We start from the raw sequence: 12,870 nt of genomic DNA on the forward strand, positions 1-12,870 counted from the left end.
GCGCAGCGGACGGGACTCGAACCCGCGACCCCCGGCGTGACAGGCCGGTATTCTAACCGACTGAACTACCGCTGCGCATTGCGTGGACTTTCGTCCTGCTGAATCTCAGTATCCTTCAGCGTCTGATGCTGCTGTGAAACACTCAACGATGGTGGGTGATGACGGGATCGAACCGCCGACCCTCTGCTTGTAAGGCAGATGCTCTCCCGGCTGAGCTAATCACCCTTGCTTCGCTGAGGCCGCGAAATTTACGCAGGTGACGAACCTAAGTCAATAGCCCGCTTGAAGTTTTTTTTAAAAAGAGCGATTTTTAGCAGCAAGCACGAAGCTGCACATCAGGAACAAAAAAGCGAGCCCCGAGGCTCGCTTTCTTGTTCAGGCACCTGCTTACAACGCAGCCAGACCCCGCGCGAGATCCGCCTGCAGGTCAGCGACGTCTTCCAGCCCTACCGCAACGCGGATCAGGCTGTCACGAATACCGGCGGCTTCACGCTCCTGCGGCGACAGCCGACCGTGGGACGTGGTGCTCGGGTGGGTGATGGTGGTCTTGGTGTCGCCCAGGTTGGCGGTGATCGAGATCAACCGCGTGGCATCAATGAAGCGCCACGCGCCATCCTTGCCACCCTTCACTTCAAAGCTCACCACCGCGCCGAACGCTTTCTGCTGACGTTTGGCCAATGCGTGCTGCGGGTGGCTCTCGAGACCGGAGTAATGCACCTTCTCGATGCCCTCCTGCTGTTCGAGCCACTGCGCCAGCTCAAGGGCGCTCTGGCAATGGGCACGCATGCGGATGTTCAGGGTTTCGAGCCCCTTGAGGAACAGCCAGGCATTGAACGGGCTCAGGCTCGGGCCCGCGGTGCGCAGAAAACCGACGACTTCTTTCATCAGTTCGCTGCGACCGACCACCACGCCACCCATGGCGCGGCCCTGCCCGTCGATGAACTTGGTCGCCGAGTGCACGACCACGTCCGCCCCCATGCGCAGCGGCTGCTGCAGGGCCGGTGTGCAGAAGCAGTTATCGACCACCAGCAGCGTGCCCTTGGCGTGGGCGATTTCCGCCAGCCCGCTGATGTCGACCAGCTCCGCCAACGGGTTGGACGGCGATTCGACAAACAGCATCTTGGTATTCGGTTTGATCGCCGCGTCCCAGCCGGACAATTCGGCTAGGGGAACGTAATCAACCTCGACCCCGAAGCGCTTGAAGTACTTTTCAAACAGGCTGATGGTCGACCCGAACACGCTTTTCGACACCAGCACATGGTCGCCGGCGCTGCAAAAGCTCATCACCGTAGCGAGAATGGCGGACATACCGGTGGACGTCGCCACCGCCTGCTCGCCGCCTTCCAGCGCGGCCATGCGCTCTTCGAACGAAGCGACGGTCGGGTTGGTGTAGCGCGAATAGACGTTGCCGGGGATCTCTCCGGCGAAGGTCGCGGCCGCCTCAGCTGCCGTGCGGAACACGTAGCTGGACGTGAAAAACAGTGGATCGCTGTGTTCGCGTTCCGGCGTGCGGTGCTGACCGGCACGAACCGCGAGGGTGTCGAAACCGACGCCCTCGAGATCGCTGTCCAGTCGACCGGCATCCCATTCCTGAGTCATGCCGCCTGCTCCTTGTCTGGATTAGTTGTTGTACAGATCGATGATCGCGCTCACCGCCTGAGTCTTGACCTTGGAGGCGTCATTGCGCGCCTGCTCGATCTTGTTCAGGTAGTGCTCGTCGATGTCACCGGTCACGTACTTGCCGTCGAAGACCGAACAGTCGAAATTGTCGATCTTGATCTTTTTGCTGCCACTCACCGCCTCGATCAGGTCATTCAAGTCCTGATAGACCAGCCAGTCGGCACCGATGAGGTCGGCCACGTCCTGGGTGGAACGGTTGTGAGCGATCAGCTCGTGGGCACTCGGCATGTCGATGCCGTAGACGTTGGGGAAGCGCACGGCCGGGGCCGCGGAACAGAAATAGACGTTCTTGGCGCCGGCTTCGCGGGCCATCTGGATGATCTGCTTGCACGTGGTGCCGCGAACGATGGAGTCATCCACCAGCATCACGTTCTTGCCACGGAATTCCAGCTCGATCGCATTGAGCTTCTGGCGCACGGATTTTTTCCGCGCGGCCTGGCCCGGCATGATGAAGGTGCGGCCGATGTAGCGGTTCTTGACGAAGCCTTCGCGGAATTTCACGCCCAGGTGGTTCGCCAGTTCGAGCGCCGCCGTTCGGCTGGTGTCCGGAATCGGGATCACCACGTCGATGTCGTGATCAGGACGCTCGCGCAGGATCTTGTCGGCCAGCTTCTCGCCCATGCGCAGACGCGCCTTGTAGACCGAGATGCCGTCGATGATCGAGTCCGGGCGCGCCAGATAGACGTGTTCGAAAATGCACGGGGCGTATTTCGGGTTGGTGGCGCACTGACGGGTGTGCAGCTTGCCGTCTTCGGTGATGTACACCGCTTCGCCCGGGGCCAGGTCGCGGATCAGGGTGAAACCGAGCACGTCCAGCGAAACGCTCTCGGACGCGATCATGTACTCCACGCCTTCGTCGGTGTGACGCTGACCAAAGACGATCGGGCGGATGGCGTCCGGGTCGCGGAAGCCGACGATGCCGTAACCGGTGATCATCGCCACGACCGCGTAACCGCCACGGCAACGCTTATGCACGTCGGTGACGGCCGCGAAGATGTCTTCCTCAGTTGGCTGCAACTTGCCGCGCACGGCCAGCTCGTGGGCGAACACGTTGAGCAGGACTTCAGAGTCGGAGTTGGTGTTGACGTGGCGCAGGTCGGATTCGTAAATCTCCTTGGCCAACTGCTCGACGTTGGTCAGGTTGCCGTTGTGCGCCAGGGTGATGCCGTAAGGCGAGTTGACGTAGAACGGCTGGGCTTCGGCTGACGTGGAGCTGCCTGCCGTTGGATAACGGACGTGACCAATGCCCATGTGCCCGACCAGACGCTGCATATGGCGTTGGTGGAACACGTCCCGAACCAGACCGTTGTCCTTGCGCAGAAACAACCGGCCGTCATGGCTGGTCACGATACCGGCAGCGTCCTGGCCGCGGTGCTGGAGGACGGTGAGCGCGTCATAAAGCGCCTGATTGACGTTCGACTTGCCGACGATACCGACGATGCCACACATGCGACACAACCCCTACTTAGTGGAACTGGATTTACCGAACACTTCCGGCGGCGTTGTAGGCGGCAGGAGGTGATCCTTGAACGGGATGTCAACAGGTACGCTGACTCCGCTGGCTAGCCACTTGCTGGACATCCCGAGAATCAGGTTTTTCGACCAGTCAGCGACCATGACAAATTGCGGGAGCAGCCTCGACTGCTGCCACCATTGATCCTGTTGCACCGGGCCCAGGCTCAACAGCCCGACCGCGACGACAACCAGCAAGGCTCCGCGCGCCGCGCCGAAGACCATGCCCAGAAAACGATCGGTCCCGGACAGCCCGGTAACGCGAATCAGTTCTCCAATCAGAAAGTTGACCATGGCGCCGACCAGCAGTGTGGCGACGAAAAGAATGGTGCAGCCCGCAATCACGCGCGCCGAAGGTGCTTCGATGTAGTTGACCAGATACTGGGCCAGCGATCCGCCAAACATCCAGGCGACGGCACCTGCGATGATCCACGTCAGCAAGGACAGTGCTTCTTTGACGAAGCCGCGCTTGAGACTGATCAAAGCGGAGATGGCGACAATTGCAATGATCGCCCAGTCAACCGGAGTAAATGACACGTCGCAGCCTACAGACTGATAAGGCGGCGGATTTTAGCAGAGCACTCGCCTGCCGGTAAGCAGCGATTGCGGATGAAGGCCAATTAAGGCGAACTATTGGACTTTGTTCGAGGTCGGGGCGGGTTGAACCCTAAATCGAGGGTGTCAGATCCGGCCCCTTCCCTGGTGGGACCGGCTTTAGCCGGGAAGGCGGCATTTGCCACACCGCGAAATCGAGGGTGGCTGATCCGGCCTCTTCCCGGCTAAAGCCGGTCCTACTGGGGGAAGGCGTCAGTCGAGTTACCTACGCTCCGGCTGGAAGCGCACGACGATGCCTTTGATTTTCTGCTGCTTTTCCAGCGTGTCACGCAGACGATCGGCTTCGGCGCGCTCGATCACCGGGCCCACGAAGACACGGTTCACGCCATCGGAGGTGCGGATGTAGGCGTTGTAGCCCTGAGTGCGCAGGGTCTTCTGCAGATTGTCGGCGTTGGCGCGGTTGGACAGGCTCGCCAGTTGCACCGACCACGTGACCGACAGACCATTTGCATCGACTCGGCTGGTGTCAGCCGCCGATGCGACGGGTGCTGGCGCTTGAGCGGGTGCAGGTGTCGGCGCCGGAGCAGGTTTCGCGGGCGCGGTCTGAACGGCCTTAGGCGCAGCAGCCACAGGCTTGGAAGGCGCTGGCGCAATGGGCATTGCCGGCGGCTGCTGACTGGTGCGCTGCTGAACGGGCTGAGCAGTATGGGTGGACTGAGCAGGCTGGGTCAGTTCGTCATCGGTCGGCACGGGCTCCTGCGGCAATGGCTGCTGTTCAGGCACGCTGACCGGCTCGACCTTGATCGGCGAGGTGGCCGGCGCTTGCGGAGCGGCAGGCGCATCGACCTGCACACGGCGGGCTTCGTCCTGACGCGAAAACAGCATCGGCAGAAAAATCACCGCGATGGCAATCAGCACCAACGCTCCCACCATGCGCTGTTTGTACGCTTTATCCAGCAAAGCCATGTGTCACTTCCTCCGTGACGCGCCAGCAAGCCATTCCAGGGCCTCGGCTACGCAGTAAAAAGACCCGAACAGAACAATCTCGTCGTCGGCTGTCGCGTGGGCGCACTGGGCTTCAAGCGCCAGCGCGATACTCGGGTGAGACGTCACGCGAGCGCCAAGGTTCTGCAACGCCTGTTCGATCTCTTGTGCCGGACGACTGCGCGGCGTTGGCAGCGGCGCCACGGCCCAGCTGCTGAACGTTTCGATCAACTCCGCCAGAACGCCTTGCAGGTCCTTGTCATTGAGCAGACCGAACACCGCCAGCCGCTTGCCTGCCACCGGTCGCTGATTCAGGCGCTGGGCGAGAAACGTTGCCGCATGGGGGTTATGGCCGACATCCAGCAGAAGGCTCAGCGATTTGCCCTGCCAGTCGATGCTGCGACGATCAAGGCGACCAGTGACGCGCGTGTTGACGAGCGCATCGCGAAGGGTCGCCTCATCCCACGGCAAATCCAGCAGCAGGTAGGCCTGCAGCGCCAGGGCCGCGTTCTGCATGGGCAGGTCGAGTAACGGCAGCGAATGCAGTTCGACTTTCCGGCCGTTTGCGTCGGTGCCCGACCAGTCCCAACCCGTCGCGTTGATCTGCACCTCGAAATCGCGACCGCGCAGCGACAGCGGGCAATTCAGTGACCGCGCCTTGTCGAGCAATGGCTGCGGTGGATCGAGATCGCCGCACAGCGCGGGCTTTCCTTCACGGAATATCCCGGCCTTCTCGAAGGCCACGCTCTCACGGGTATTGCCTAGAAACTCCGCGTGATCGACACCAATGCTGGTGACCAGCGCCATGTCGGCGTCGATCAGGTTGACCGTATCGAGCCGCCCGCCGAGACCGACTTCCAGCACGACGGCGTCCAGCCCGGCGTGCTCGAACAGCCAGAAGGCTGCCAGCGTGCCCATCTCGAAGTAAGTCAGGGAGACGTCGCCACGGCCACGCTCGACCACCTCGAACGCCGCGCACAGCTCGGCGTCAGTCGCCTCAACGCCCTGCACCTGGACACGCTCGTTGTAGCGCAGCAGGTGCGGCGAACTGTAAACGCCGACCTTCAGGCCCTGTGCCTGCAACAAAGAAGCAACGAATGCGCAGGTCGAGCCCTTGCCGTTGGTGCCGGTGACGGTGATCACTTTCGGCGCCGGCCGGGTCAGGCCCATCTGCGTGGCCACCTGCTGCGAACGTTCCAGCCCCATGTCGATGGCCGAGGGGTGCAGTTGTTCCAGGTAACTGAGCCAGTCGCTCAAAGAGCGTGCGGTCATAGGTTGGCCGGAGCAGGCGGCACAACGATCGGCTCAAGTTTCGGCGCCACGAATTTCGGCGTCGGCAGCCCCATCATCTGCGCCAGGACGTTACCCAGACGCTGACGCAGTTCCTGACGGTGGATGATCATGTCGATCGCGCCATGGTCGAGCAGGAATTCGCTGCGCTGGAAGCCTTCCGGCAGCTTCTCGCGCACGGTCTGCTCGATCACGCGAGGGCCGGCGAAGCCGATCAGGGCCTTGGGCTCGGCGACAATGATGTCGCCCAGCATCGCCAGACTGGCAGAAACACCGCCGTAGACCGGGTCGGTCAGCACGGAAATAAACGGCAGGCCTTCTTCACGAAGACGCGCCAGCACGGCCGAGGTCTTGGCCATCTGCATCAGAGAGATCAGCGCTTCCTGCATGCGCGCACCGCCGGAGGCCGCAAAGCAGATCATCGGGCAACGGTTTTCCAGCGCGTAGTTGGCGGCTTGTACGAAGCGCTCACCCACGACCGCACCCATCGAGCCGCCCATGAAGGAGAACTCGAATGCGCTGCACACCACCGGCATGCCCAACAGGGTGCCGCTCATGGAAATCAGCGCGTCCTTTTCACCGGTCTGCTTCTGCGCGGCGACCAGGCGATCCTTGTACTTCTTGCCGTCGCGGAATTTCAGACGGTCCACCGGCTCCAGATCAACGCCGATCTCCTGACGGCCTTCGGCGTCCAGGAAGATATTCAGACGGGCACGGGCGCCGATGCGCATGTGGTGGTTGCACTTCGGGCAGACGTCCAGGGTCTTTTCCAGCTCCGGGCGATACAGCACCGCTTCGCAGGACGGGCACTTGTGCCACAGACCTTCGGGCACCGAGCTCTTCTTGACCTCGGAACGCATGATCGAAGGGATCAGTTTGTCTACCAACCAGTTGCTCATGCTTTCTTTCTCCAGTACCGATGGCTCGAACGCGATGGCAATCGGTGCCATGCGCATGCCCTTAAACCAATGTCATGTACGGTGCCGCCAAATGTCGTACAGCGATCGGCGCGAGGCCTGACCTGCCAGAACAACATTCACCAACACCACTCTCAACTTCCATCACGAGACGCAAGACGTCTTCGCTTAATCAATTCGGCCACGCGCATCAGCGGATGGCAGGCTAGTGGACGGCGACCGTTGGTCCGCCGTCACATCCCGGCCAATGTTGCCGGGCAAATGCCCTAAGCCCCGTGTACAGCACTCATGAATGCACGGATCTTGTCGTGGTCCTTCAGTCCTTTGGACTTCTCCACCCCGCCGCTCACATCAACCGCGTAGGGCTGCACCTGCGCGATGGCCTGGGAAACGTTGGCCGAGGTCAGGCCACCGGCGAGAATCACCGGTTTGCTCAAATGTTTTGGAATCAGCGCCCAATCGAAGGTTTCACCCGTCCCGCCCGGAATGCCCGCGACATAAGCGTCGAGCAGGATGCCGCAGGCGTTGGCGTAGGCATCGCAACTGGCCGCGATGTCGTCGCCGGCCTGAACGCGCAGGGCCTTGATGTACGGACGGTTGTATCCCTCGCACTGCTCAGGGGTTTCATCGCCGTGAAACTGAATGAGGTCGAGGGGAACGACGTCGAGCAACGCTTTCAAGTCAGCGCGCTCGGCATTGACGAACAGGCCGACGGTGCTGACGAAGGGCGGCAGCGCGGCAACGATAGCCTGGGCCTGCTCCACCGTCACGAAGCGCGGGCTCTTGGGATAAAACACCAGCCCGATGGCGTCAGCTCCCGCGTCAACGGCGGCCAACGCATCTTCTATGCAGGTAATCCCGCAGATCTTGCTGCGAACGGCTGACATGTAGTGGAGACCTCAAGCCTTGCGAAAGTCCCGGATGGTAGCAAATGCAGTCACCTGCGTCAGCCGTCCAGTTCCGAGAAGCCAGTGAGAAAATGCGGGCCGATGTAGCGATCCGGTAATGGGAACTCGTCGCGGTATTCCACCTGAACCAGGTACAGGCCGAAAGGATGAGCCGTCACCCCGCCAGTTCTTCGCACTCGGCTTTCGAGCACTTCCTTCGCCCACTCGATCGGCCGCTCCCCTGCCCCGATGGTCATCAGGACGCCGGCAATGTTGCGCACCATGTGGTGCAGGAAGGCATTGGCCCGGACATCGATGACGATCATCTTGCCGTGGCGGGTGACGCGCAGATGGTGAAGCTGCTTGATCGGCGACTTGGCCTGGCATTGCCCGGCACGGAACGCACTGAAGTCGTGGGTACCGACCAGATACTCGGCGGCCAGCGCCATGCGTTCGGCATCGAGCGGGCGGTGGTTCCAGGTGATTTCCTGGCCCAGGTGCGCCGGGCGGATCTGATCGTTGTAGATCACATAACGATAGCGACGGGCGATGGCTTTGAAACGCGCGTGAAAATGCGCGGGCATGACCTTGGCCCAGGTCACGCTGATGTCGTGGGGAAGATTGATATTGGCGCCCATGGTCCAGGCTTTCATGCTGCGCTCGGCCTGGGTATCGAAGTGCACCACCTGACCGCACGCATGCACGCCCGCATCGGTGCGCCCGGCACACATCAGTGACACCGGCGAATCGGCCACTTTCGACAGGGCATTTTCCAGCGTTTCCTGGACGGTCAGCACGCCGGTCAACTGGCGCTGCCAGCCGCTGTAGCGCGAGCCTTTGTATTCCACGCCCAGGGCGATTCTGGAAAAACCTTCGGCGGCCAGTTCGGCTGCCGCTGTTTCTGCCTCGGTGTCTGTAGTTGCCAAGAGCTTAAAGCCTGTCGATGTGCGCAAGGGCGGCCATTATACGGATCGAAAAGAAAGACGCCATCGGCAGCGGCCAACGGTTAACCCGGAGGCGAGGGACAAGCCGAAATGCCCGACCCGGAAACGCAAACGACCGCCGAAGCGGTCGTTTATTACAGCGGTGAATCCGCTCAGACAAGGCGCGACAGCATGTCCCGTGCTTCGGTCTTCTGGCCGTCGTCACCTTCCGCCACAACCTCATCGAGGATGTCGCGCGCGCCGTCGGCGTCGCCCATCTCGATGTAGGCCCGGGCGAGGTCCAGCTTGGTCGCGGCTTCGTCGGTGCCGGACAAGAAGTCGAATTCCGGTTCGTCGTCCGCCAGCAGAGCATCGTCCTCGGTGAAATGAGGCGATGCTTCCACCGGCTTGTCCAGCGCCGTGTCGAACGGCTTGGCAATCGGTGGCTGCTCAAGGCTCTGGGAAAGACGGTCCAGCTCGGCATTGACGTCGTCGATCTCGGAGGCGAACGCCTCGGACGCCTGCTCGGTTTCCATCTCGTCAGCCAGTGAGAGGTCGAAATCGGCAGGCAACTCGATGTCGTCTTCCAGCCCAGGCTTGGTGGCGCCCAACGATGCAGGCTGTTCGAACGGCGGCAGATCACGCAGATCGTCTTCCATTCCCAGCAAGTAATCGTCTTCGGCCTTCAACGCCGGCTGATCTTCTGCCAGATCCAGATCGAAATCGTCCAGATCGGCCGGTTTGGCAGCAACGGATGTCGCCTGCTGCTCGCGCAGGATCGCGTCGAAATCCAGATCATCGGCAGCCGACCCGGCAAACGGCGCGTCCAGGTCCAGATCGTCGAGGGCAGCGTTGTCCTGCGCAGCGGCGCGGTGTGGCGCAGCAGCAGGGGATTCGCTGTCCAGGTCATCCAGGCTCAGGTCAAAGGCGTTGTCGAACTCTTCGTCCAGCGGCACTTCGGTGACCGTTTCGGCAGCCGGAGCAGGCTGCGCGGCGACTTCAGGCTCATCATGGAGCAGCTCTTCAACGTACTTTGCGTCCATTTCCGCTGCCAAAGCCGCCGCTGCTGCCACCCCTGCGGCCGCCGCAGCCGCAGCGGCCATGGACGGATAGCGGGATTTCAGCTCTTCGACTTCAGCGTGGTTCTTTCCCGTGGCGATCAGTTGCCGCTCCTGCGCGACAAACCCGGATTTGTTGTCCTGCTCGGCATAGACTTCCATCAGCTTGAGGCGCAGATCACTGCGCTGCGGCTCGTGCTTGATGGCGTCTTCGAGAACGGCGACCGCCTGATTGGTGCGGCCATATGCAATGTGGATTTCAGCCTGAACGAGCGCGTCAGCCGGATGTTCGCGGACCGGCTCGGCGACGGTCGGCGCCGGCGGCGTCTTTGCGTGGGGCGCCGGCGCCTCCAGGCCTTCGAAGCTGCTGGCAGGCATGTCCATGTCGGACGCGAAGTCAGACTCTTCGGCCAAGGCACGTGCCATCTGACGATGCCGTTCGGCTTCGATCAGCGCGTTGCGGCGGCGGGCCAGCAGCAACAGAAGCAGCAGCAACAGCAACAACGCGCCGCCGCCGATCAACCCTATCAGCATCGGGCTGGCGAGGATCTTCTCGAGGGCGCTGCGGTTGTCTTCATCGACCACCGGTTCTGTCGGCACAATCAGCGCTTGATCGGGCGTGGCGCTGGTAACTGCCGCCCCGTCCACTGGCAATGCGTCTTCCGGGGCGATTTCGTCGGGGGCCTTGCCGGCGACATCAGGCGCCGCCGCGTTCGGCACGACCTGGGCCTGCATCGCCGGGTTGGCGGCGTTGTTCGGATTGGTGACGCTGTTGGGGCTGACCGCGGGATTGGCAGGATTGGCGGCATCAATGGGCGGCGGAACCGCTGCGCCCGACGCCTGCATCTTCGCCAACTGGTCATTCTTCAGTTGAATCAGGCGCTGCAGTTTGTCGACCTGGCTTTGCAGGTCGGTCATGCGGCTCTTTAGCTCGGCATTGTCCCGACGCGTGGTATCCAGGCTTTCCTGGGTGGTCGCCAGCTGGTTGCTGATATCGGCATTGTCACCGGCTTTGCCTTTCGCGCCCGCCTTGTTGGCAGAGACGAGGCTGAGGTTGTCCTTGGCGTCAATCTGCGACGGCGCAGCGCCAGCCCGGTCGCGACGGGTCGCATCAACCTGACGCGCACCGCTCGGCAGGCGTCGGCCTTCGCGCCAGGCGCGATTCTGCTCGGCCACTTCGGCCACCGCGCGGGGCTGCGCGAGCGCTGTTGATTCCTGCGGCGACGGCAGACGCAACACCTGACCTTTTTTCAGGCGGTTGATGTTGCCGGCAATAAAGGCATCAGGGTTCAGCGCCTGAATCGCCAGCATGGTCTGCTGTACAGTCCCGCCATTTTTCACGCGCTCGGCAATTTCCCAGAGCGTGTCGTTATTGGCGGTGGTGTATTGAGTGAATTTGGGTTCCGGCGCCGGCGCTGGAGCGGGCGTTGGAGGCGCAGCGGCCGGTGTTTCGGCGGCGGGAGCCGGAGCAGGCGCGGCGCTCGGTGCCGTCGAAGGCAGTTGAGCGGCGGCCGCAGCGGCTTGCGGCGAGAATTTCGGCGGGTCCAGCAACAGGCTGTACTCGCGCAGCGCACGGCCATTGGGCCAGAGCACTTGAACCAGGAACTTCACGTAGGGATCGCGGATGGGTTTGGTGGAGGTGATGCGCAACACGCTCTTGCCACCGGGATTGACAACCGGAGTAAAGGTCAGGTCATCCAGGATCGCCACCCGGCCGACGCCGGCCTGAGCAAACTCCGCAGAAGTCGCCAGACTCGGCACTACCTGGGAGGCATTGAGGTCCTGCACTTCCGTCAGCTCGATTTCGGCCAACAGCGGCTGATTCAGGGTCGACTTCACGGTCAGACCGCCGAGGCCGAGCGCTTGGGCCATTCCCGATGACAGCGCCGAAGCCGCAGCGATTGCTAAAACGAGTTTACGAACCTGAACCATAGCCCATCCCTTGTTTGAAATTTCCCCGGCAATCGCGAAGATAATGCCTGCTCGGGTGTAGGGCGTATCGACACGCCGCAGCTAGAATGATTCTTCGAGTTGTGGGCAAGTATCTTTTACGCAACATCTTTTATCAACAACTCAGCCACCTGCACAGCGTTCAACGCGGCGCCCTTGCGCACATTATCCAGCGTGACCCAGAAATTCAGTTCACAAGCGTCGTCGACGCCCCCGCGCAAACGTCCTACATAGACAGCATCCTGTCCTACCGCGTCGCCCACCGGCGTCGGGTAATCGCCGGCCTCAACCAGCTCGATACCCTCGGCCGTTTCCAACGCCGCATTGACCGCGTTGATGTCAACCGCCTCGCGGGTCTGCACCGACACGCTCAGGCTGTCGCCGAAGAACACCGGCACCTGGATGCAACTCACGCCGACCTTGATTAAAGGCAGCGAGAGCAACTCGCGCAACTCACTGACCAAACGTTTTTCAAGTGGCACATGACCTTCGGCGTCAGGCTTGCCCACCTGGGCCAGCACGTTGAACGCCATCTGCCGGTCAAACACCTTGGGTTCGAGGGGGCGAACGTTGAGCAGCTCGGCGGTTTGCCGGGCCAGTTCGGTGACCCCTTCGCGGCCCATGCTCGACACCGCCAGGCACGCCGTCACGGTGATCCGCTCGATGTTCAGCAGTGCGCGCAACGGCGCCAGCACCAGCGCGAGGGCGGCGGTGCTGGAACTTGGGCAGGCCACCTGCTGCGGTGTGGCCAGATCAGCCAAACGGGCGCCGTTGACCTCGGGCACCACATTCGGCGCCTGCTCGACGGACAAGCCGGCGGACAGGTCGATCACCACGCAACCGGCGGCGGTGGCGCGCTCGGCGTAGCTGCGCGTCACGGCAGCGCCCGCGGCGAAGAACGCAATCTTGGCCTTGCTGAAATCAAAGGCATCGACTTCACGCACGCGGACGTTCTTGCCACGGTACGGCACCGAGCTGCCGGCCGATTCGACACTGGCGAGCAGGTGCAAATCGCCGACCGGGAAGTCGCGCTCTTCGAGAATCTGGACGATGGTTTCGCCGACAGTACCGGTGGCGCCAATCACGGCGATATCAAAGGACTGACTCATGGAAA

Annotated in this window: 9 protein-coding genes, 2 tRNA genes and 1 pseudogene; all 12 read right to left on the reverse strand. The window is 62.1% G+C overall.

The genetic code is table 11. The features are described from left to right. Position 1: 1 nt before the first annotated feature. The 12 genes and pseudogenes from AC07VF_RS00005 to AC07VF_RS00060 all read right to left on the reverse strand — a co-directional run bounded on the left by AC07VF_RS00005 (position 2) and on the right by AC07VF_RS00060 (position 12,865). Positions 2-75 (reverse strand) — tRNA-Asp (locus AC07VF_RS00005). Positions 76-149: 74 nt separating this feature from the next. Next, positions 150-225, reverse strand: a tRNA-Val gene (locus tag AC07VF_RS00010). A gap of 162 nt (positions 226-387) precedes the next feature. Then, on the reverse strand, positions 388-1,599 hold the full coding sequence (locus tag AC07VF_RS00015; protein ID WP_282371739.1) for an O-succinylhomoserine sulfhydrylase: 1,212 nt from the start codon (positions 1,597-1,599) through the stop codon (positions 388-390). A gap of 21 nt (positions 1,600-1,620) precedes the next feature. Further along, on the reverse strand, positions 1,621-3,129 hold the full coding sequence (gene purF / locus AC07VF_RS00020; protein WP_065986403.1) for an amidophosphoribosyltransferase: 1,509 nt from the start codon (positions 3,127-3,129) through the stop codon (positions 1,621-1,623). Between the two features lie 12 nt (positions 3,130-3,141). After that, the gene (locus AC07VF_RS00025; RefSeq protein ID WP_037011737.1) at positions 3,142-3,729 is read right to left on the reverse strand and encodes a CvpA family protein; all 588 of its coding nucleotides are present in this window, start codon (positions 3,727-3,729) and stop codon (positions 3,142-3,144) included. A 279-nt stretch (positions 3,730-4,008) separates the two neighbouring features. Beyond that, positions 4,009-4,713 carry an SPOR domain-containing protein gene (locus tag AC07VF_RS00030; protein ID WP_192172717.1) on the reverse strand — a complete coding sequence of 235 codons (705 nt, stop codon included), beginning with the start codon at positions 4,711-4,713 and terminating at the stop codon, positions 4,009-4,011. Beyond that, positions 4,697-6,003 (reverse strand): annotated as a pseudogene (gene folC / locus AC07VF_RS00035) (bifunctional tetrahydrofolate synthase/dihydrofolate synthase). The gene AC07VF_RS00030 and the pseudogene folC overlap by 17 nt, the downstream one beginning before the upstream one ends. Continuing rightward, positions 6,000-6,920, reverse strand: a complete 921-nt coding sequence (gene accD, locus AC07VF_RS00040; protein WP_192172945.1) for an acetyl-CoA carboxylase, carboxyltransferase subunit beta — start codon at positions 6,918-6,920, stop codon at positions 6,000-6,002. The pseudogene folC and the gene accD overlap by 4 nt, the downstream one beginning before the upstream one ends. A 284-nt stretch (positions 6,921-7,204) precedes the next feature. Next, positions 7,205-7,825, reverse strand: a complete 621-nt coding sequence (locus AC07VF_RS00045; protein ID WP_192172719.1) for a phosphoribosylanthranilate isomerase — start codon at positions 7,823-7,825, stop codon at positions 7,205-7,207. Between the two features lie 59 nt (positions 7,826-7,884). After that, complete coding sequence (truA, locus tag AC07VF_RS00050; protein WP_122623808.1) at positions 7,885-8,709, reverse strand: tRNA pseudouridine(38-40) synthase TruA; 825 nt, start codon at positions 8,707-8,709, stop codon at positions 7,885-7,887. A gap of 212 nt (positions 8,710-8,921) precedes the next feature. Then, positions 8,922-11,738 (reverse strand): FimV/HubP family polar landmark protein, encoded by a 2,817-nt coding sequence (locus AC07VF_RS00055; RefSeq protein ID WP_495008912.1) that lies wholly within the window; start codon positions 11,736-11,738, stop codon positions 8,922-8,924. Between the two features lie 116 nt (positions 11,739-11,854). Next, the gene (locus AC07VF_RS00060) at positions 11,855-12,865 is read right to left on the reverse strand and encodes an aspartate-semialdehyde dehydrogenase (RefSeq protein WP_495008911.1); all 1,011 of its coding nucleotides are present in this window, start codon (positions 12,863-12,865) and stop codon (positions 11,855-11,857) included. Positions 12,866-12,870 lie beyond the last annotated feature (5 nt).

The sequence above is a fragment of the Pseudomonas sp. GW821-FHT02H06 genome, from assembly GCF_059421525.1.